This window comes from Microbacterium sp. F01 (assembly GCF_056156365.1).
In genome coordinates this window covers 3,163,647-3,183,045 of sequence record NZ_CM149592.1, presented here as the reverse complement: position 1 = coordinate 3,183,045, position 19,399 = coordinate 3,163,647, and the positions used below count along the sequence as shown (strand labels likewise).

Annotated in this window: 19 protein-coding genes; 8 read left to right on the top strand and 11 right to left on the bottom strand. The window is 69.9% G+C overall.

Annotation, left to right across the window (positions count from 1 at the left end; genetic code table 11):
- Positions 1 to 31: 31 nt before the first annotated feature.
- The 5 genes from ACVN90_RS14695 to ACVN90_RS14675 form a co-directional block, all read right to left on the bottom strand.
- Positions 32 to 1,393 (bottom strand): hypothetical protein, encoded by a 1,362-nt coding sequence (locus ACVN90_RS14695; protein ID WP_475098954.1) that lies wholly within the window; start codon positions 1,391 to 1,393, stop codon positions 32 to 34.
- A gap of 120 nt (positions 1,394 to 1,513) precedes the next feature.
- Positions 1,514 to 2,428, bottom strand: a complete 915-nt coding sequence (locus ACVN90_RS14690; RefSeq protein WP_475098953.1) for an ABC transporter substrate-binding protein — start codon at positions 2,426 to 2,428, stop codon at positions 1,514 to 1,516.
- A gap of 28 nt (positions 2,429 to 2,456) precedes the next feature.
- The gene (locus ACVN90_RS14685; protein WP_475098952.1) at positions 2,457 to 3,182 is read right to left on the bottom strand and encodes an ABC transporter permease; all 726 of its coding nucleotides are present in this window, start codon (positions 3,180 to 3,182) and stop codon (positions 2,457 to 2,459) included.
- Complete coding sequence (locus tag ACVN90_RS14680; RefSeq protein WP_475098951.1) at positions 3,179 to 3,853, bottom strand: ABC transporter permease; 675 nt, start codon at positions 3,851 to 3,853, stop codon at positions 3,179 to 3,181. Before ACVN90_RS14680 ends, ACVN90_RS14685 begins: the two co-directional genes overlap by 4 nt.
- Positions 3,850 to 4,677, bottom strand: coding sequence for an ABC transporter ATP-binding protein (locus ACVN90_RS14675; RefSeq protein ID WP_475098950.1), 828 nt, complete (start codon positions 4,675 to 4,677; stop codon positions 3,850 to 3,852). The genes ACVN90_RS14680 and ACVN90_RS14675 overlap by 4 nt, the downstream gene beginning before the upstream one ends.
- Before the next feature lie 153 nt (positions 4,678 to 4,830).
- Between ACVN90_RS14675 and ACVN90_RS14670 the strand changes: the two genes are divergently transcribed.
- The 4 genes from ACVN90_RS14670 to ACVN90_RS14655 all read left to right on the top strand — a co-directional run bounded on the left by ACVN90_RS14670 (position 4,831) and on the right by ACVN90_RS14655 (position 9,274).
- A complete protein-coding gene (locus ACVN90_RS14670) occupies positions 4,831 to 6,249 on the top strand; it encodes a dihydrolipoyl dehydrogenase family protein (protein ID WP_475098949.1) in 1,419 nt (472 codons plus the stop codon).
- A gap of 23 nt (positions 6,250 to 6,272) precedes the next feature.
- Complete coding sequence (locus ACVN90_RS14665) at positions 6,273 to 6,767, top strand: DUF427 domain-containing protein (RefSeq protein ID WP_475098948.1); 495 nt, start codon at positions 6,273 to 6,275, stop codon at positions 6,765 to 6,767.
- 124 nt (positions 6,768 to 6,891) lie between these two features.
- Complete coding sequence (locus tag ACVN90_RS14660; RefSeq protein ID WP_475098947.1) at positions 6,892 to 7,452, top strand: PadR family transcriptional regulator; 561 nt, start codon at positions 6,892 to 6,894, stop codon at positions 7,450 to 7,452.
- A gap of 121 nt (positions 7,453 to 7,573) precedes the next feature.
- Positions 7,574 to 9,274, top strand: a complete 1,701-nt coding sequence (locus ACVN90_RS14655; protein ID WP_475098946.1) for an ABC1 kinase family protein — start codon at positions 7,574 to 7,576, stop codon at positions 9,272 to 9,274.
- Between the two features lie 51 nt (positions 9,275 to 9,325).
- Here the strand turns inward: ACVN90_RS14655 and ACVN90_RS14650 are convergent, their stop codons facing one another.
- Entirely contained in the window at positions 9,326 to 9,871 is a 546-nt protein-coding gene (locus ACVN90_RS14650; protein ID WP_475098945.1) for an AAA family ATPase, read from the bottom strand.
- A 57-nt stretch (positions 9,872 to 9,928) separates the two neighbouring features.
- Here ACVN90_RS14650 and ACVN90_RS14645 point away from each other — a divergent pair, with 57 nt between their 5' ends.
- The 3 genes from ACVN90_RS14645 to ACVN90_RS14635 are packed head-to-tail and all read left to right on the top strand — an operon-like array spanning position 9,929 to position 12,389.
- The gene (locus ACVN90_RS14645; protein ID WP_475098944.1) at positions 9,929 to 10,624 is read left to right on the top strand and encodes a DUF1345 domain-containing protein; all 696 of its coding nucleotides are present in this window, start codon (positions 9,929 to 9,931) and stop codon (positions 10,622 to 10,624) included.
- A gap of 56 nt (positions 10,625 to 10,680) precedes the next feature.
- Positions 10,681 to 11,772 carry a phosphogluconate dehydrogenase (NAD(+)-dependent, decarboxylating) gene (gene gnd / locus ACVN90_RS14640; RefSeq protein WP_475098943.1) on the top strand — a complete coding sequence of 364 codons (1,092 nt, stop codon included), beginning with the start codon at positions 10,681 to 10,683 and terminating at the stop codon, positions 11,770 to 11,772.
- Positions 11,769 to 12,389 carry a GyrI-like domain-containing protein gene (locus ACVN90_RS14635; RefSeq protein ID WP_475098942.1) on the top strand — a complete coding sequence of 207 codons (621 nt, stop codon included), beginning with the start codon at positions 11,769 to 11,771 and terminating at the stop codon, positions 12,387 to 12,389. The genes gnd and ACVN90_RS14635 overlap by 4 nt, the downstream gene beginning before the upstream one ends.
- A 4-nt stretch (positions 12,390 to 12,393) precedes the next feature.
- On the opposite strand, the gene ACVN90_RS14630 is transcribed toward ACVN90_RS14635, so the two are convergent.
- From ACVN90_RS14630 to ACVN90_RS14610, 5 genes are all read right to left on the bottom strand, one after another.
- Entirely contained in the window at positions 12,394 to 13,293 is a 900-nt protein-coding gene (locus tag ACVN90_RS14630) for a hypothetical protein (protein WP_475098941.1), read from the bottom strand.
- A gap of 154 nt (positions 13,294 to 13,447) precedes the next feature.
- Positions 13,448 to 14,002: a peptide-methionine (S)-S-oxide reductase MsrA gene (gene msrA, locus ACVN90_RS14625; RefSeq protein WP_475098940.1), complete on the bottom strand. Its 555-nt coding sequence runs from the start codon at positions 14,000 to 14,002 to the stop codon at positions 13,448 to 13,450.
- Complete coding sequence (gene msrB / locus ACVN90_RS14620) at positions 13,999 to 14,466, bottom strand: peptide-methionine (R)-S-oxide reductase MsrB (RefSeq protein WP_475098939.1); 468 nt, start codon at positions 14,464 to 14,466, stop codon at positions 13,999 to 14,001. Before msrB ends, msrA begins: the two co-directional genes overlap by 4 nt.
- A 149-nt stretch (positions 14,467 to 14,615) precedes the next feature.
- Complete coding sequence (locus tag ACVN90_RS14615; RefSeq protein ID WP_475098938.1) at positions 14,616 to 16,250, bottom strand: IS1096 element passenger TnpR family protein; 1,635 nt, start codon at positions 16,248 to 16,250, stop codon at positions 14,616 to 14,618.
- Between the two features lie 207 nt (positions 16,251 to 16,457).
- A complete protein-coding gene (locus tag ACVN90_RS14610; RefSeq protein ID WP_475098937.1) occupies positions 16,458 to 17,960 on the bottom strand; it encodes a SulP family inorganic anion transporter in 1,503 nt (500 codons plus the stop codon).
- A gap of 147 nt (positions 17,961 to 18,107) precedes the next feature.
- On the opposite strand from ACVN90_RS14610, the gene ACVN90_RS14605 reads away from it, so the two are divergent.
- Positions 18,108 to 19,325: an MFS transporter gene (locus ACVN90_RS14605; protein ID WP_475098936.1), complete on the top strand. Its 1,218-nt coding sequence runs from the start codon at positions 18,108 to 18,110 to the stop codon at positions 19,323 to 19,325.
- The last annotated feature ends 74 nt before the right edge of the window (positions 19,326 to 19,399 follow it).

Here is a 19,399-nt window from a genome sequence, read left to right as displayed (position 1 = left end):
AGCGGCGGCGGCCGCAGCATCCATACCGGTGTCAACGGTGCGCGAACGCCTGCAGCGTCGCGTCCGCCGGGAGCGCGCTGAACCACACCTCGAACGGCACGGGCGTGCCGTCGCCGGGAACGCTCTCCACCAAGCTGGTGGCGGCCGCGACGATCGCGCCGTCGGCGGAGCGGGCGAGCGCCGTGATGCTCACATACTGCTGGTCCTCCGCGAACCGGCCGCTCAGCGTCCCCGTCGCCGTCGTCGCACCGCCCGCGCTCGACGATGCGGTGACGCCGTCCACGGTGAACGACCCCGTCTCGTCGGCAGGGGACAGCGTCGCGTCTGTGGCCCGCGGAAGATCGACGTCGATGCTCGTGATCTGGGTATCGCCCACGCCGAAGAAGTAGCCGACGACCGCGGTCTGGCCGGCGAGGAGGGTCGCGAACGCGGTCGACGGGGCTACCGTCGACCCGTCTTCGGTCACGGCGCGAACCTCCATGTAGGCGTCGAAGACGTAGTCCGCATTGGGGTTGTCGACGACCACGACGTACCACCACACGTCGTCGTAATCGTGCCCGAACGCGGTCTCCGTCGTCGTCGGCTGCAACGGCGGAGCGAACTCGACCCCGGGATCGGGCTGCCCGTCCGTTCCCGGGGCAGCGATCCCGGGCACGGAGTAGTCGTCGTAGGAGTAGCCGTCCTGGTCGCCCGGCTCGGCGTCGCCGTCGAACGAGGAGGCGAACGATCCGAAGACCCACGCGATGGTGAGCACGACGGTCAGGATCCCGCCGAGGAGCGACGTGATCAGAGCGCCGACGCCGATGCCCTTCCCGCCCTGGTTGCGGCTGGCCAGCGCCACGATCGAGAGCACGAAGGCCGCGAACAGGAGCAGGAAAGAGAGCCAGCCGGAGCTGAACGAGCCCGCCATGTAGGGGACGAACGCCAGGAGGACGCCGGCGGCTGCGAGGATCAGCGCGATGATGGCGAGCGCCTTGGGTCGCCCGTCGCGTCCACCGGACGGTGGGAAGGAAGCACCGGCCTGATTCGCCGACCAGCCGAATCCGCCGGGGTACCCGGGCGTGCCACCATGGCCTGGCGGGACGGCGGAGCCCGGCGCCGGCGCGGCGGTGGGGCGCGCATACGGCGGGAACGCGGAGCCGGTGTCGCCTGCTCCGGGGTCGCCGCCGGGCAGCGCGTAGCCCTGCGGGGCGGCGTAACGGACGGGGGTGCCCGCCGGGGATGCCGGCTCGCCGGTCTCGGGAGCCGCGTAGGCGGGGACGGCGTACTGCGGTGCGTCGAGATCGGGCGCGCTGTAGCGCCGTGCGGCGGGAGCGTCGTCATGCACCGCCGGATCGGATGCTTCCGTGGCGGCCGGCTCGCTCTGCGCGCCGGGAGTCAGGGGATCGGACATGAGGCTCCTGTTCTCGGTCTCCTCGGTGCCCAACCTAGCGGGCGCGTCAACGTGGCAGCGCCTCCTCCGCCGCCCGAGCGGGTGATGGAGGAGGCGCTGTGAGGCGTGCCGGATGTCGGATCAGCTCAGGTCGTTGGCCGCGAGCCAGTCCTTGGCGATGTCCTCCGACGAGCGCTGGTCCACGGTCGATTCGACGTTCAGCGCGACGAGGCCCTCCGGGGTCAGCGCGGCGCTGACCGCGTTGATCACGTCGGCGATCTCGTCCGCGAGGTCGGCGTTCACGAGGGGGACGACGTTCGACGCCAGGAAGAGGCCCTCGGGGTCTTCGAGCGTCACCAGGTCGTCGGTCTCGATGCGCGGATCGGCGCTGTAGACGTTCGCGACCTGGATGTTGCCGGCCACCAGTTCGTCGACCGTCGTGTCGGCGGTCGGATTGAACGTGACCGATACGCCGTAGACCTCTTCGAGGCCCGTCGGCCCGTAGGGTCGCTCCTCGAGCTCGGGCGGGCCGCCGAGGACGAGGCCGTCGATGCCTGCGAGGTCGGCGATCGAGGTGAGCCCGTTCTCCTCGGCGAAGGTGGCCGTGACGTTGTAGGAGTCCTGATCGGTGGCGGGCGACTGGTCGAGGACCGTCAGCCCGTCGGGCAGGGCGTCCCCGAGGGCCGCATAGACGTCCTCGGGTGTGGTCGCGGTCGTGTCGGGCTCGAAGTACTGCAGCAGGTTGCCGGTGTACTCGGGGAACAGGTCGACCGAGCCGTCCTCGAGTGACGGGATGTACGCGTCGCGTTGTCCGATGTTGAAATTGCGCTCGACGGTGAAGCCGGCGCCCTCGAGCGCCTGCGCGTAGATCTCGGCGATGATCTCGTTCGAGTAGTAGGCCTGCGACCCGATGACGATGGTCGACGAGTCGGCGGTGTCGCCGGTGTCGGTGCTGTCGCCGGTGAGCGGGTCGCTCGAGGCGCAGCCCGCGAGGGCCAGCGCCGCGACGGCGGTGCCGGCGAGGGCTACGGCGAGCCGGGTTCGTGCTGTGGACATTGTCATACCTCCGATGTGGTGGTGGGGATCAGCGGGAGAACTGTGGGGCGCGGACGAGCGCGGGGATGCCGCCACGGGAGCGAGGGCGACGAGCGGCCGTGCGGGGCACGGCGAAGCGGGCGAGCAGGGCGAAGAGTGCGTCGAGCACGAGGGCCAGCGCGACGATGACGATGGAGGCCCCGAGGATCTGGACGAAATCGCGGGTGCCGAGTCCTTGGATGATGTAGAAGCCGAGACCGCCCAGACCGACGTACGCCGCGATGGTCACGGTCGCGACCACCTGCAGCGTGGCGGAGCGGAGTCCGCCGATGAGGAGCGACAGGCCGAGGGGCATCTCGATCCGGAACAGGATCTGCCATTCGGTCATTCCCATCGCACGGCCCGCGTCGATCACGGCCCGGTCGATCGCCTCGACGCCGGCGTACGCGCCGGCCAGGATCGACGGGATGGCGAGGACGACGAAGACCGTCACCGCCGCCTCGGTCTTGAGGTTCACGCCGAAGAGCATGACGAGGAGCACCACGAGGCCGAGAGCGGGCAGCGCGCGCGCCGCGCCCGACAGGAACACCGCGACCTCTCGACCACGCCCGGTGTGGCCGATCAGCCAGCCGATCGGGATCGCGATCACCGCGGCGATCGCCACGGAGCCGAAGGTGAAGGCGAGGTGCTGCGCGATCGCGGTCGGCAGCGGCAGCGTGCCTGTCAGCCGCGCGGGGGAGAAGATCCACGCGAAGGCCTCGGCCAGGAGGTTCATGCCGTCACCGCCCGAAGTCGAGAGGCCCGCGGCGCGCTCACGCGCCGGGTCCACGGCATGAGGGCGCGGCCCGCCAGCGTCAGCAGCGCATCGACGATCACGGCGATGATCACGACGGCGACGACGCCCGCGAGCACTTCCGCGATGATGCGTCGCTGAGAGCCGTTCGTGAAGAGATAGCCGAGGTTCTGCACGCCGATCAGCGTGCCGACCGTGGCGAGCGAGATCGTCGACATCGCGGTCACCCGCAACCCTGCCAGGGTCACCGGTCCAGCGAGCGGGAAGTCCACCGTCCAGAACCGTCGCCAGGTGCCGAAGCCGACCGCGATGGCGGCGGAGCGCGTGACGGGATCGACGGATGCCAGCCCGTCGGTGACGGATCGGGTCATGATCGCGACGGCGTAGATCGTGAGCGCGACGACGAGGTTCAGTTCGGACAGGTAGGGGATGCCGAACAGCGTCGTGAGCACGGCGAAGAGCGCGAACGACGGGATCGTGTACAGCAGCCCGATCACGGTGAGCACGGTGCCGCGCAGCGGGGTGTACCGGAAGGCCAGCCAGCCGAGCGGCACCGACAGCACGAAGCCCGCGACGATCGCGAGGGCGCTCTGGCGCAGATGATCGAGCGTGAGCGCCCAGATGAGGTCGAGGTTGTCGGCGACCCAGTTCACGGCTCGTCCCCTTCCACGAGTACCCCCTGCGTGCGGCCCGCGGCATCGACGAGCACGGTGCCGTGCGCGGTGCGCTTGGCGCGCAGCGCGCGCGAGCCGCGCTCGACCCCGATGAAGTCCGCCACGAAGTCGCTTGCCGGGTTCTCGATGATCTCGCTCGGACTGCCGATCTGCGCGATGCGTGCGCCCTTCTCGAGGATCACCACCTGGTCGCCGAGCAGGAACGCCTCGTCGATGTCGTGCGTGACGAAGACGATCGTCTTGTCGAGCTCTTTCTGCAGCCGCAGCGTCTCGGTCTGCAGTTCGCGGCGCACGATGGGGTCGACCGCGCCGAACGGCTCGTCCATCAGCAGGATGTTGGGGTCGACCGCGAGGGCGCGCGCGACCCCGACACGCTGCTGCTGGCCGCCGGACAGCTGACTCGGGTAGCGCTTGGCGAGTCCGCGTTCGAGGCCCACGACGTCCATGAGTTCGAGCGCCCGCTCCCGCGCCTTCGCCTTCGCGACGCCGTTCAGCACCGGGACCGTGGCGATGTTGTCGACCACGGAGAAGTGGGGGAGCAGGCCGGCGTTCTGCAGCACGTAGCCGATGCCCCGGCGCAGCGTCACAGGGTCGCGTGCCGAGATCGGCTCGTCGTCGATCGTGATGACCCCGCCCGTCGGATCGACCAGCCGGTTGATCATGCGCAGCAGCGTCGTCTTCCCGCTTCCCGACGAGCCGACGAGCACCGTCGTCTTGCGCGCCGGGATGAGCACGTTGAAGTCCTCGACGGCGGCCGTGCCGTCGGGATAACGCTTCGAGACCCCACGGAATTCGATCGCCATACTGCCCTTTCGGCCGGGGCTCTCAGATAACCACAGGCCGCAGACATGGCGGCCGAGGCTGGACAGATGCCGTAACCTGCGCCATCCTTCCGTCTGCGAGCGTCGCGGGCAACCGCTACACCGGTGTCACCGCACGCCGCTACGGTGGGGCGCATGACTGCGCGGGAGTACGACCTCATCGTCATCGGCGGCGGACCTGTCGGCGAGAACGTCGCCGACCGGGCGACCCAGGGCGGCCTGTCGGTCGTCGTGGTCGAGAGCGAGCTCGTCGGGGGCGAGTGCTCGTACTGGGCGTGCATCCCCTCGAAGGCCATGCTGCGCGCGGGCGCCGCAGTGCAGGCCGCGCGCCGCGTGAAGGGAGCGGCCGAGGCGGTGACCGGGACGGTCGACGTGGCCCGAACCCTGGTGCGCCGCGACGAGCTCGTGCACAACTGGGACGACACGTCGCAGGTCGAGTGGCTTCACGGCGCGGGCATCGACCTCGTGCGTGGCCATGGGCGTCTGACCGACGAGCGCGCAGTCACCGTCACCGGTGCCGACGGCAGCAAGACCGATCTCGTCGCCCGCCACGCGGTCGTGGTGTCCACCGGTTCCGCGGCGCTCCTGCCCGACATCCCGGGGCTGCACGAGGTTGAGCCGTGGACGAGCCGCGAGGCGACCGGTGTGCGGGACGTGCCATCGTCGCTGGTGGTGCTCGGCGGCGGCACCGTCGGCACCGAGATGGCGACGCTGTACACGTCGTTCGGTTCCCGCGTCACCCTCGTCGCCCGCTCCGGTCTGCTGCGAGGCGTCGAGGCCTTCGCCGGCGAGGCCGTCGAGAAGGCACTGACCGACGCCGGAGCCACCGTCCGCACCGGCGTCGATGTCGAGCGGGTATCGCGCGACGACGACGGCGAGGTCGTGCTGACGCTGTCGGACGGCTCCGAAGCGCGGGCCGCCGAAGTGCTGGTCGCGACGGGCCGGGTGCCGCGGACCGAGGATCTCGGTCTCGAGGCGATCGGGCTCGAGCCCGGCTCGTGGCTCGACGTCGACGACACGCTCCGCGTTCGCGGTGTGGACTGGCTGTACGCCGTCGGCGACGTGAACCACCGTGCGCTGCTCACCCATCAGGGCAAGTACCAGGGCCGCGCCGCGGGCGACGTCATCGCCGCACGGGCGAAGTCCGCCGAGGTCGACGACGCCCCCTGGGGCAGGCACGTCGCCACGGCGGATCACTCGGCGGTGCCGCAGGTGGTCTTCACCGATCCCGAGGTCGCGGCGGTCGGGCACACCGAGAAGTCGGCCCGCGAGGCGGGCCTCAGCATCCGTGTCATCGATTACGACCTGTACTGGATCGCGGGCGCGAGCGAGGTGGCCGACGACTACCAGGGCCGAGCCCGGGCGATCGTCGACGAGGATCGCCGGGTGCTCGTCGGCGCGACGTTCGTCGGTCAGGACGTGGGCGAGATGCTGCACGCCGCCACGATCGCGATCGTCGGCGAGGTGCCCATCGAGCGTCTGTGGCACGCGGTGCCGTCGTACCCGACGATCAGCGAGGTGTGGCTGCGGTGGCTCGAGGAGTACGGCCGCTGACCGGCGCCGTGAGGAGGACCGCCATGCGACCTGAGCCGATGCCGGTCGGTCCCGGACAGGAGTCGGTGTGGGACTACCCCCGCCCACCACGTCTCGAGCGGGTCGTGCGCAGGGCGCGAATCCGCCTGGGCGGCGAGGTCATCGTCGACACCGATGACGTCGTCCGCGTCCTCGAGACGAGCCATCCGCCGGTCTACTACCTGCCGATCCAGGCATTCGTCGAGGGGACGCTCACACCCGGCGAGGGCTCGACGCACTGCGAGTTCAAGGGCGGTGCCGCCTACTTCGACGTGCGCGGAGGCGGAGAGATGCGTCCGCGCGCGGCGTGGACGTACCCTCATCCGTCCGCGGGCTTCGAGCAGCTCGCGGGGCGGGTCGCGGTGTACGCCCGCGAGATGGACGCGTGCACGCTCGACGGCGTCGAGGTCGTGCCGCAGCCTGGTCGCTTCTACGGCGGGTGGATCACTCCGGATGTCGTCGGTCCGTTCAAGGGAGAGCCCGGTTCGCTCGGGTGGTGAGCGACGGGATGCCGCAGCATCCGTCCTGCGAACCGCACAGCGAAGACCCAGCCCGGCCTCTTGCTCACCGATATATCGGTAAGTATCGTCGGGGTATCGGCACACGCTCGTTCAGGAGGTCGTCATGAGCGGTTCGTTCCAGGGATTCGGTCCGCGTCCAGGAGGGCAGGGCTCGGGGCTTCCGGGCAGCTTCTGGGACGCGATGGACCAGTTGAAAGAGACGTTCGAGAAGAGCTTCTCGCCGCGGGCGACGAAGGGAGACGTGCGCGCAGCGGTGCTGGCGATCCTCGCCGAGAAGCCCATGCACGGCTACCAGATCATCCAGGAGATCGAGGAGCGCAGCGACGGCGCGTGGAAGCCGAGCCCCGGCTCGGTGTACCCGACGCTGCAGATGCTCGCCGACGAGGGCCTCGTCGCCGCCGAGGAGGCGAACGGCAAGAAGACCTACTCGCTCACCGAGGCGGGTCGTGCCGCGGCGGCGGCGGCCGAGGGGCAGTCGGCGCCGTGGGAGTCGGCCGGGTCGCGCGACTCGGGCCGCGCCACAGCGCTTCCGAAGGCCGGCGCGAAGCTCGCGCAGGCGGCCGCGACAGTCGGTCGCAGCGGCACGCCCGAGCAGGTGGCCAAGGCCGTCGAAGTGCTCGACGACGCGCGGCGTAAGCTCTACTCGATCCTGGCTCAGGACTGACGGCCGGCGTGCCGGCACACGGCGTCGGCTCGAGTCCGCGGGTTCGGCGGGGCATCCAATCCCGGGCGACCGGGATCGCAGGCACCCCTAACCGCTGAACAGCACCGTCCGAGGAGCTTCGATGGCCGACGTCGGGAACCCGCGCGCCCGCTACCGCCGGATCCTGCGCTTCGCCGGCCGGTACATCGTGCAGGCGTGGTGGTATGAGCTCGTGCTGCCGCGGTTCGGCTTCGGCGCGCTCGCCGCGCGCGGCCGCACCAAGCGCCTTCAGACGATCGCCCGGCGGTTCCACGTGCTCGCCGTCCAGTACGGCGGGCTCATGATCAAGGTGGGTCAGTTCCTCTCGTCGCGGCTCGACGTGCTGCCGCCCGAGATCACCAAGGAACTGGAGGGCCTCCAGGACGAGGTCCCGCCCGTCGCCTTTCCCGCTATCCGCACGCTCGCCGAGGCCGAGCTCGGCGTCCCCCTCGGCCGCGCGTTCGAATGGGTCGACGAGACACCCGTGGCCGCAGCATCCCTCGGCCAAGCGCATCGCGCGCGACTGACGCCGGCCGACGCCGCTGAGACCGGGTTCGCCGACGTCGTCGTCAAGGTGCAGCGGCCTGGGATCGAGGAGATCGTCGACGTCGACCTGGCGGCGCTGCGCCGCGTGGCCGGCTGGCTCACCCGCGTGCGGATCGTGCGCGATCATGTCGACCTGCCCGCGCTGGTCGAGGAGTTCGCGCACACCAGCCGTCAGGAGATCGACTACCTGCACGAGGCGCAGAACGCGGAGCGCTTCGCGACGGACTTCGCGGGCGACCCGGGCGTGACGGTTCCCGAGATCGCGTGGGAGCGCACGACGCGCAGGGTGCTGACGCTCGCCGACGTCACCGCGATCAAGATCAACGACGTCGACGGGCTGCGAGCGGCGGGGATCGACCCGGCGGAGGTGGCGGTCGAGTTCGCGAACGTGATGTTCGACCAGCTCTTCCTGCGCGGCTTCTTCCACGCCGATCCCCACCCCGGGAACATCTTCGTGACGCCGGTGACGCGGGCTGCCGGCGACACCCGGCACCCGTGGACCCTGACCTTCATCGATTTCGGGATGATGGGTGAGGTCCCCGACAAGCTGCGGCACAATCTGCAGCAGCTCATGATCGCGGTCGCCTCCCGCAACAGCGCGCAGATGATCGACAGCATCCGGGCCGTCGGCGTGCTCCTCCCGTCGGCCGACACGGTCGAGCTCGAGCGCGCCATGACGGCGCTGTTCGCCCGCTTCGGCGGCATGGGGTTCGCGGAGCTTCAGGAGGTCGATCCGCGCGAGTTCCGCCAGTTCGCCAAGGAGTTCGGCGACGTGATGCGGTCGCTGCCGTTCCAGCTGCCCGAGAACTTCCTGCTGATCATCCGCGCGGTCTCGCTCACCAGCGGCATGTGCAGTTCGCTCGACCCCGCGTTCAACGTGTGGGACGCTGTCGAGCCCTACGCCGCCCGCCTGCTGCGCGACGAGCGGGGCAACGCGGCGAAGGCGATCGCGCAGGAGGCGGTGTCCACCGCCGGCGTCATGGCCCGGTTGCCGCGCCGCCTCGACGACATGGTGACGCGCATCGAGGACGGGCGCCTCGTCGCCGATGTGCCGAAGCTCGACCGCTGGCTGCGCCGCCTCGAGCGGCTGATCCGGCGCGTCGTGGCCGCCGTGCTGTTCGCCGGACTCCTCATCAGCGGGGCCGTGCTGCGAGCGGAAGACCTCACGATCGGCACCGCGCTGATGATCGGCTCGCTCGTGCCGCTGCTCTACGCGCTGTTCGCCGGCTTCTCCGGCCGGCGCGGGCCGCACGACTGAGGTCTCGTCCACCCCCGGGAATTCGGGTGACGGATGCTGCGCCCTCGCGTTTCAGGGCAGGTCGAGGTCTGCGATCGCGGCCTCGAGCTGAGTCAGCCGGTCCGCAGGGTCGCCCGTGACCTCGATCATCCGGGCTCGACCGCGCAGGTCGGGATCGTCCGAGAGCTCGAGCAGCGCGTCGTCCATGGCCTCGCGCAGCTCCGGGTCCTCGTCTTCGGGCACACGGATGCCTCGGGTGAGCGGCAGCACCACCAGCAGGTCGACGTGCGACATCGCGGCGATGGTGAGCTCGACGGCACGGGCGCTGCGGCCTCGGGGGCGGGACGGGCGGCCCAGCTCGTCGAGTGCGGAGAGGTACGCGAGGAAGTCGAGGGGACCGCGCTCGGCGATGACTCGCGCGCCGTGCTCGAACTCGAGCAGCCGGCGGCCAGAGATCCCGAGCTGCGCCAGGAAGAGCCCGGAGTCGGGCTCGTCGCCCGCCTCGTCGATGAGCTCATAGGGGTCGCGCAGGACCTCGTACTCGGGGTGCGCCGCCGAGAAGTCGCCGATGAGGGTGCTCTTCCCGCTGGCATGGGTGCCGGAGACCACGATCCGCATGATCGGAGCATAGAGGCGCGCCGTGCATCCGGCTCGACGGGCACCCCAGCCGGTACGGTGGCACGCAGGAACTCGTCCCCGGGGGTGCGTGTGGTCTGGGCGGTGATCGTGCGGGTCGCGGATCTGCTGGTGCAGCTTGCCCTGATCTGGCTCGGCCTCGTCGTCTTCCTGTCCGAGAAGGACGAGGATACTGTCGACGCCCTCGCCGCGTGGTGCGCGCTCGGCGGACTGTACTGGCTCGCGTCGGTGATCGCCGTCGGGGTGAGCGTCCGGCGATCTCGGACCGATGCCCCTCGGTGGATGGGGCGGTTCGACGCCAATCCGCTGGTCGCCGCGATCACCGTGACAGCGACCTTCCTCGCGAGCATCGTCGGGATCGTCGCCGCCACGGAGCTCCTCGTGCTCCGCAACGAACCTGGCTGGCAGGGCTGGGTCGAGCCGATCGGTGTTGTCGCGATGCTTCTGTCGTGGGCGCTCTACCACTGGGGCTTCTCGCGCATCTACGACCGCCGCTATCGGGCCTCGGACGTTCCGCCGCTCAAGTTCCCGGGCACGGAGCACCCGCGACTGGCCGATTTCGTGTACTTCTCGTTCACGAACGCGACCACGTTCTCGGTGTCGGACGTTCAGGTGATGACGACACGGATGCGATGGACCGTTGTCTGGCACACCACGACGAGCTTCTTCCTCAACGCGCTCATCATCGTCCTCGCGTTCAGCACGATCATCAACGCGGATCTGACGGCTCCCTAGACTTTCGACCACGGCGCCGCGCACGGCGCCCTTCGCAGGCGAGCAGAGGAGTGGCGATGCAGCTGGGAATGGTGGGCCTGGGCCGGATGGGCGGCAACATCGTCCGACGCCTCATGCGGGACGGGCACGATTGCGTCGTCTACGACGTCAGCCCCGATGCCGTGTCCACGCTCGCGGGCGAAGGCGCCGTCGGGTCCGGCAGTCTTGCCGACCTCGTATCCCGGCTCGAGGCTCCCCGTGCCGTCTGGCTCATGATCCCCGCGGGGCTCACCGGCAAGGTCGTCGACGAGGTCGCCGCTCTCCTCGAGCCGGGCGACATCATCATCGACGGCGGCAACTCGAATTACCGTGACGATGTGCGGCGCGCGGCAGCGCTGCGAAACGGCGGCATCCACTACGTCGACGTCGGAACGAGCGGCGGCGTGTTCGGCCTCGAGCGGGGATACTGCCTCATGGTCGGCGGCCCCGACGAGGCGTTCGCGAGGCTCGAGCCGATCCTGCGCACGATCGCTCCCGGGAGCGGCGAGGTCGAGCGCACGACGGGCCGCGGCGGGGACTTCGCTCCTGAGGAGCTCGGGTATCTGCACTGCGGGCCGTCCGGTGCCGGCCATTTCGTGAAGATGGTGCACAACGGCATCGAGTACGGCGTGATGGCAGCGCTCGCCGAGGGTCTCAACATCCTCGAGCACGCGGATGCCGGTGTGAAGGCCGCCGAGCACTCAGCAGAGGTCGCGCCGCTCGAGGAGCCCGAGTTCTACCAGTTCACGATCGACACCCCGAAGGTCGCAGAGTTGTGGCGCCGCGGCTCGGTGATCTCGTCGTGGCTGCTCGACCTGACGGCCGCGGCGCTTCAGGGCAACCCGACTCTCGACGGGCTCGCGGGCCGCGTGTCGGATTCGGGTGAAGGACGTTGGACGGTGAAGGCAGCCGTCGACACGGGTGTTCCGGCCCCGGTGCTCGCGGCATCCCTGTTCGAACGGTTCGCCTCGCGCGACGAGGACCACTACGCCAACCAGGTGCTCTCGGCGATGCGGCTGCAGTTCGGCGGTCACCAGGAGCTGCCCGCCGGCGACGTGCTGGAGGCGGGCTCGCGCAAGTCGGAATCGGCGAGCAGCGGCCAGTCGGAGACGGCGGAAGGCGCGTCGTGACCAAGCTCGACCTCAAGAAGTCGATCGCGTCGTACACCGCACCGCGGGGGTCGTTCGAGATCGTCGACGTTCCGCCCTTGCAGTACCTCATGGTCGACGGCCGTGGCGACCCGAACACGGCCGAGGAGTACGGCGACGCGGTGGCGGCGGTGTTCGGCGTCGCTTACAAGCTCAAGTTCCTGAGCAAGGGCGAGCTCGGGCGCGACTACGTCGTGATGCCACTAGAGGGCCTCTGGTGGTCTGACGACATGGCGACCTTCACGACGGAGCGCGACAAGTCGCGGTGGAGCTGGACGATGATGAGTCTCGTCCCCGAATGGCTCGACGGCAGCCACTTCGAGCGCGCGCGGGACGCGGCGGCGGCGAAAGGCGGGTCACCCGCGCTCGACCGGTTGCGCCTGGCCGAGCTTTCGGAGGGACGGTGCGTGCAGACCCTGCACATCGGGTCGTACGACGACGAGGCGCCGGTGCTCGCAGAGATGCACGAGCGCTTCATTCCCGAGGCCGGTCTGCGCATGCGTGGCCGGCACCACGAGATCTACCTCGCCGACCCCCGCCGCACCGCCCCCGACAAGCTCCGCACGGTGCTGCGTCAGCCCGTCGAGACCGCGGCATAGACCTTCACTTCTTGCGTGGCATCGCCGATGCGGCGGCGTAGGGTCCGCCCTCGCCGGCGGCATCGCCGGGGCCGCGGGAGATGAGGCTGGTCGCCCACCGCTCGTTGAAGCCTGCCAGGAATCCGACTGATCCCCAGAAGAACCAGCTCTCGACGTTCTCCGCCGGCACGGTGAACACCGCAGACAGCAGGCCGCTCTTGAGGAAGAAGACGACAGCCGCGGCGAAGAACCAGCCGAGGTAGATGCGGTACTGGGCGGCCCCGCTGTCGGCGACCTCGATCGTGAGCTCGCGCACGCGATGCAGGCGCAGCAGCACGCTCACACAGGCACCGGCGGCACCGGCGCCGACCGCGATGAGCACGTCGCGGAGTGCTTCGCTCTGATCCGCCGGGAGTGGTCCGCCGAACCACAGCCGGACTCCCGCGGTTCCCACGCCGATGCCGATCAGTGCGACGAACGTCATCATGACGCCGCGCAGCAGATCGCGTGCGTACATGCGTCGGGCGATCTCGCCTTCGCGGCGCCGCAGGAAGTCTTCGGCGTAGCGCAGGCGGGCATCGAACGCCGCGATCTCGGCCGATCTGCGCTTCGGGTCTGAGAAGCCGGCGGCAGCGATCCGGACGGCCTCGTAGGCGAGCTCGTCGAGCGTGCCGGCGTCGAGCGGGTGGTCGCGCAGCACGAGGCGGCCGCGCAGGTAGATCTCGTCGAGGCGGCCGAATTGCCGAGGCGCCTCGATCGCGACGGCCTGCGCGGCGGCATGCAGCGCTGCGTCCTCCGTGTGAAGGAGGCCGATCGCGTGCGGGGCGACGGCTTTCTGGTGCGCTCGCCGATGGGCGACCCATGTCGCCGCGGCGAACCTGTCGGTGAAGGCAACCCGTGGGGCGGTTGCCATCGATCCGGTCACGACCGTTCCTCCTGCCCGTCCCGCGTCTGCACTGGGGATGCGTCACGCCGGACATATGCGAAGAGGTGGGGTGCGGTGCTTCTGATACCCCACGCGATAAGGACGACGGATGCCGCGACCCGGCCGGGTCGCGGCATCCGTTCCTCATCTGTTCCTACGCCGTCGCGTCGGCGCGCTTGGGGAGCACCCAGCCGGCCCGCGGGAAGTGGCAGGTGTAGCCGTTGGGGATGCGGATCAGGTAGTCCTGGTGCTCGGGCTCGGCCTCCCAGAACGGGCCCTCGGCCTCGATCGTGGTGACGGCCTTGGCCGGCCAGAGACCCGACGCGTCGACGTCGGCGATCGTGTCGCGGGCGACCTCGGCCTGCTCCGGGGAGAGCGGGAAGATCGCGGAGCGGTAGCTCGACCCGATGTCGTTGCCCTGACGGTTCAGGGTCGACGGGTCGTGGATCTGGAAGAAGAACGCCAGGATGTCGCGGTACGTGGTCTCGGTGGGGTCGAAGACGATCTCCACCGCCTCCGCGTGACCAGGGTGCTTGCGGTACGTCGCGTGCGCGTTCTCGCCGCCGGTGTAGCCGACCCGGGTGTCGAGCACGCCCGGCTGGCGGCGGATCAGGTCCTCCATGCCCCAGAAACAGCCGCCGGCGAGGACCGCCGTCTCGGTGCCGGGGGTGCGGGTGATCTCGCCGGTGTCGAAGGGACCGCTGGTCATGATGCGTGCTCCTGGTTCTCGGTGGTGAAGAGGTGTCGGTAGGCGCCGTAGCCCTCGTCCTCGAGCGACGAGACGGGCACGAAGCGCAGTGCGGCCGAATTCATGCAGTATCTCAGGCCTCCGGCCTGCCGGGGGCCGTCGGGGAAGACGTGACCCAGATGGCTGTCGGCGCCCGACGAGCGCACCTCGGTGCGCGGCAGCAGCAGCTTCCAGTCCTTCTTGGTGGACACGGCGTCGGGTTCGATCGGCTTGGTGAAGCTCGGCCATCCGGTTCCGCTGTCGTATTTGTCGGTCGACGAGAAGAGCGGCTGGCCGGAGACGACGTCGACGTAGATGCCGGGCTCGTGGTTGTTCCAGTACGCGTTGCGGAAGGCGGGCTCCGTGCCCTCCTCCTGCGTGACGCGGTACTGGGTGTCGGTGAGGCGGCTCAGCGCCTCCGGGGTCTTGCGGTACTCGTTGCTCACGATTCCTCCAGTTCGACGCGGCTGGCTGCGGCGTCATAGAGGAAGAACGGATGCGTCGCGGGTTTTGGTCCCGCGAACCTGGGAGCGAGCTTCGAGTTCTTCCGCATGCCGCTGCATGCCGCCGACCGTCGGCGATTTCTGGTGACCGATCAGAACGCGCCCGTGTAGCGCCGCGCGCTCGCCGACTGCAGGGCAGCACGTGCGAACTCCTGCAGCGTCGCGGGCACGACCCATCCAGCGGATCCGCCCTCGAGCCCGAACAAGGACAGGACCTCGATGAGGTCCGCCGCCTCGCGGATGAAGGCGCCCACTTGGTCCGACTCGTGATGGCCCGGCAATATCGGCGAAGCATCCGGCCATGGATCCGGGTAAGGGGCGTCGTAGGTCGTGGCGCGCGAGACCCACTCCGGCCTCACACCCGCATTCGAGAGTTCGTCGATATCCATGGTGGCTGCGACGGCGACGCCGGCGTCACCTCCTGCGTCGGCCGCGGCAGTCCGGATCGCTCTCGCGACGACATCGTGCCAGGTGCGGCCTTCGACCGTCGGGCAGTCGCAGCCCTGCCGGCAGTCCTGATCGGCGTACATGTACGAGCGTCGGTCGACGACGTCGTCGTACCTCCAGTCAGACGGCGATACCCGGCGCCGACGTCCACTCTCGGTGAGAGTGGCAGCCGCTGCGGTCGCCACCCCTCCGTCGTGCGCAAGGCTTCCATCGGCGATCGCCAGCAGGAGCAGGTCGCGGATCACGGACGGCACGACCGGCAGAGCCGCGACGGCTTCCGCGAGCGTCGTCCACAGGGTCGTCGGGGACGCCGCCGCCGCGACGACCGCCTTCTTGGGAACCAGCCGGCCGTTGCGCGAGTAGAGCAAGCGCATGCGGCGGGCGGCCACCACGAGTGCGAGCACGTGCCGCTCGTCGCGATGCAGCGCCTCGCAGGCCCCCGCCACGAAGACGTCATCCACCCTTCCGTCTCGGAGGGGCACGCCTTCGCGAGCCGCGCGGTGGAGGAGCCATCGGAAGTCGTGCGTGACTGCGGCAGCATCATCGGTGGTGACGACAATGGGGAGATCGATCCCTGCCGCGGCGAGATGGCGATGAAGCCCGGGCGCTGCCAGACGAGGAAGCCGATCCACCAGCGACTGCAGGACGCCGGACGCGCGGGACGCGGAATCATCCGGCGAGTCGATACACGTCTGCTGCGCGGTGTCGATGTCGAGTGCCATCGGATCGAAGGACCCCCACGGCCCTAGGGCGGCGTCGACACACGCCCGCAGCAGCTCATGGTCGGGATGGTCGCGATCATCGAGGACGGCGACGAGGACCTCGAACTCGTATGGCCCGCGCGCGCATCCGAACGGAGAGTGACGTTCACCGTTGACGATGCGCGAGCGGGGAACGGAAGCAGGGGCGATGTCATCGACGCCCCGTTCGATCTCGACGAGCCAGTCGGCGTCGCAAGTATGCGTGAAGTAGATCGGCTCGCTTCCCGTCACCGTGCCGACGCGCGCGGTCGTCTCGTCGATGATCGTGGGGTCGCGGAAGTCGATCATCGTCCACCGGTCTCCCCATCGCCGGCGCGTTCTCGACCATCCGGGGCTTTCGAGGGAGTCGGTGAAGATGTGATGCCGGCAGTCGAAGACCGGGAAGACCGACTGCACGATTCGCCTCAGATCATCGAGTGAGAGGTCGTGGTCGACGACGACCTCCCGCCAGATCTCGGGGTGCGTGCCGGCCAGTGTGAGGCGCAGCGGGACGAGGTGGCGCAAGGCGGATGAACGCATAAGCCGAAGCTAGGTCCCGGTCGCGCGCCGTCACCGCCCGCGGCGTTGTTCGGTGGAGACTTCGGCCTTCCACCGCTCCTGGGGAGGAACCGGCGTTACGCGATCGACTGTGCGGCGATGAGATGGGCGCTCACAGATGACAGGCGCATCGCCTCGGCCGGCGTCGCTGGGTGCCCCATCGAGGTCGTCGGCATCTGAACCCGGAACTCAGGCCGAGCCGAGCTCGCCGCTGAGTCGGCCGTGGAAGCGGGCCGCGGCATCCGTCATCCCGTACAGCTCGACCGTCGTGCCGCGCGCCTCGTACTTCGTGACGATCGCATCGAGGGCGGCCACGGTCGAGGCGTCCCACACATGGGTGCGCGAGAGGTCGATGACGACGTGCGGCGGGTCGGCGGCGTACTCGAACTGCGTCGTGAGGTCGTTGCTCGAGGCGAAGAAGAGCTCGCCGTCGACGCGATAGCGGGCGGTGTCGCCGTCGACCTCGCGGGTGACGGTCGTGAAGTGGGCGACGCGGCGTGCGAACAGCACCATCGCGGCGAGCACGCCGAGGATCACTCCGACGGCCAGGTTGTGGGTCCACACGGTCGCCACGACGGTGACGAGCATCACGAGGGTCTCGCTGAGCGGCATGCGCTTCAGGGTCGACGGACGGATGCTGTGCCAGTCGAACGTCATGACAGACACGACGATCATCACGGCGACGAGTGCCGCCATCGGGATGAGCCCGACGATGTCGCCGAGGGCGACCACCAGCACGAGAACCCACACTCCGGCGAGGAACGTCGAGATGCGGGTGCGGCCGCCCGAGGTCTTGACGTTGATCATCGTCTGGCCGATCATCGCGCAGCCGCCGGTGCCGCCGAAGAACGCCGAGGCGACGTTCGCGACGCCGAGGCCCCACGCCTCGCGGGTCTTGCGCGAGCGGGTGTCGGTGATGTCGTCGACGAGCTTCGCGGTCATCAGCGACTCGAGGAGGCCCACGAGCGCGGCGGCGAAGGCGTACGGCGCGACGATCTGGAGCGTCTCCCACGTGAGGGGCACGTTCGGAATGAGGAGCTCGGGGAGGCTCCGGGGCAGCTCGCCCTGGTCGGCGACGTTCGGCACCGCAGAGAGCCCGAACACCACGACGACCACCGTGAGGACCACGATCGCGATCAGCGGCGCAGGGACGGCGCGCGTGATCCGCGGCCAGACGAACAGGATGCCGAGCCCCACCGCCACCAGCACGTACACCGCCCACGGCACGTCGACGAGCTGCGGCATCTGCGACAGGAAGATCAGGATCGCCAGCGCGTTCACGAAGCCGACCATGACGCTGCGCGGGATGAACCTCATGAGCTTCGCCACGCCCAGCACCGCGAAGAGCACCTGGATGACGCCCGCGAGCGCGATCGTGACGATGAGGTAATCCGAGCCGTACTCGCGCGCGACGGGCGCGATGACGAGCGCGACCGCGCCCGCAGCGGCGGTGATCATCGCTGGGCGCCCGCCGGTGAACGCGATGACGACCGCAAGCACGAACGACGAGAACAGCCCGACCCGCGGGTCGACGCCCGCAACGACCGAGAACGCGATCGCCTCGGGAATGAGGGCGAGCGCCGTGACGAGCCCGGCGATGACCTCGCGCGTGAGCAGGCGCGGCCGCCGCAGCGCCTGCAGCACGGTCGGCTCGCCGCGATGGCGATCGGCGGATTCGGCGACGGTGGCCACGGGTTCTCCTCGGGTTTCGCGCGCACCGTTGCGCCCGTCAGGGATGGGAAGGGGTGGATGCTGCGACCCGCGCGGCCCTTCGACTCTAGCCGCGCGTACCCCACGACGAGGCCGATCTCGCGAAGCGCCGGAGTAACGTGGACGCCGATGTCGGGATCGGTGTTCACAGGGCATCTGCCGGGTGATCGGGCGTACCGCCGGCTCATCGCGGGGCTGTTCTTCGCCGGCGTCGCCACGTTCGCGCAGCTGTACTCGCCGCAGGCGGTGCTGCCCCTGATCGCCGCCGAGTTCAGCGTGCCGCCGGCGACCGCCGCACTCACCGTGTCGGTGACGACGCTCGCGCTCGCCGTCACCGTCATCCCGTGGTCGGCCGTCGCCGACCGTGTCGGGAGGATCCCGGCGATGACGGTCGGCATCATCGCCGCCACCGTGTTCGGTCTGCTCGCGCCGTTCAGCCCCGACCTCGGCACGCTGCTCGTGCTGCGGCTGCTCGAAGGCGTGGGTCTCGGCGCGGTTCCGGCGATCGCCCTCGCGTACCTCAGCGAGGAGGTGGATGCCGCGCACACGGCGGCCGCCGCGGGCAGCTACATCGCCGGCACGACGATCGGGGGCCTCGCGGGCCGCATCGTCGCGGGGCCGGTCGGAGACTTCGCCGGGTGGGAGATCGGAGTCCTCGTCGTCGCGGTCGTGTGCGCGATCTCGGCTGTCGCGTTCCTGATGCTGGTGCCGAAGGCCCGCGGGTTCGTGGCGATGCGGCATCGGCCGGAGGCGGGGCCGTCGCTGCTGCACCGGCTCGCCGCGAACCTGCGATCGCGGCGCCAACTCGCTCTCTACGCGCAGGGCTTCCTGCTGATGGGCGGGTTCGTCGCGCTCTACAACTACCTCGGCTTCGCGCTCGCCGAACCGCCGTACTCCCTGCCGCACTGGGCGGTCAGCCTTCTGTTCCTCGCCTACCTCGCCGGCACCGTCGCCTCGCCGGTCGCGGGCACGCTGGCGTCGCGCTTCGGCCGGCTCCCGGTGCTGTTGGTCTCGAGCACCGTGATGGCGGCAGGCGCGGCTCTCACGCTCGTGCCGACGGTGCCCGTGGTCCTTGCGGGCCTCCTCACCTTCACGGCGGGCTTCTTCGCCGCGCACGCGGTCGCATCGGGCTGGGCGCCCGTCGCCAGCACGCCTGATGGGCGGGCGCAGGCCTCGTCGCTGTACTACCTCGGCTACTACGGCGGCTCCAGCCTGTTCGGCTGGGCGCTGGGCCTCGTGTTCGCCTCGGCGGGGTGGGACGGCGTCGCTTTCGCGGTGCTCGCTCTCATCGCGACGGCCGTGCTCCTGGCTGTCGCATGGCTGCGGCCGGCGGCTCGCACCCGTTGACGGACGAGCGGATGCTGCGAGCCGCGGGATCCGCGACCGAATGGTGGAGTGTCCCCGGCGTCGCGTCAAGGGGT

What these genes read in the sequence shown, in the direction of transcription:
- ACVN90_RS14695 (WP_475098954.1), bottom strand. Translation starts at nt 1,393, where the DNA reads ATGTCCGATCCCCTGACTCCCGGCGCGCAGAGCGAGCCGGCCGCCACG.
- ACVN90_RS14690 (WP_475098953.1), bottom strand. Translation starts at nt 2,428, where the DNA reads ATGTCCACAGCACGAACCCGGCTCGCCGTAGCCCTCGCCGGCACCGCC.
- ACVN90_RS14685 (WP_475098952.1), bottom strand. Translation starts at nt 3,182, where the DNA reads ATGAACCTCCTGGCCGAGGCCTTCGCGTGGATCTTCTCCCCCGCGCGG.
- ACVN90_RS14675 (WP_475098950.1), bottom strand. Translation starts at nt 4,677, where the DNA reads ATGGCGATCGAATTCCGTGGGGTCTCGAAGCGTTATCCCGACGGCACG.
- ACVN90_RS14670 (WP_475098949.1), top strand. Translation starts at nt 4,831, where the DNA reads ATGACTGCGCGGGAGTACGACCTCATCGTCATCGGCGGCGGACCTGTC.
- ACVN90_RS14665 (WP_475098948.1), top strand. Translation starts at nt 6,273, where the DNA reads ATGCGACCTGAGCCGATGCCGGTCGGTCCCGGACAGGAGTCGGTGTGG.
- ACVN90_RS14660 (WP_475098947.1), top strand. Translation starts at nt 6,892, where the DNA reads ATGAGCGGTTCGTTCCAGGGATTCGGTCCGCGTCCAGGAGGGCAGGGC.
- ACVN90_RS14655 (WP_475098946.1), top strand. Translation starts at nt 7,574, where the DNA reads ATGGCCGACGTCGGGAACCCGCGCGCCCGCTACCGCCGGATCCTGCGC.
- ACVN90_RS14650 (WP_475098945.1), bottom strand. Translation starts at nt 9,871, where the DNA reads ATGCGGATCGTGGTCTCCGGCACCCATGCCAGCGGGAAGAGCACCCTC.
- gnd (WP_475098943.1), top strand. Translation starts at nt 10,681, where the DNA reads ATGCAGCTGGGAATGGTGGGCCTGGGCCGGATGGGCGGCAACATCGTC.
- msrA (WP_475098940.1), bottom strand. Translation starts at nt 14,002, where the DNA reads ATGACCAGCGGTCCCTTCGACACCGGCGAGATCACCCGCACCCCCGGC.
- ACVN90_RS14615 (WP_475098938.1), bottom strand. Translation starts at nt 16,250, where the DNA reads ATGCGTTCATCCGCCTTGCGCCACCTCGTCCCGCTGCGCCTCACACTG.
- ACVN90_RS14605 (WP_475098936.1), top strand. Translation starts at nt 18,108, where the DNA reads ATGTCGGGATCGGTGTTCACAGGGCATCTGCCGGGTGATCGGGCGTAC.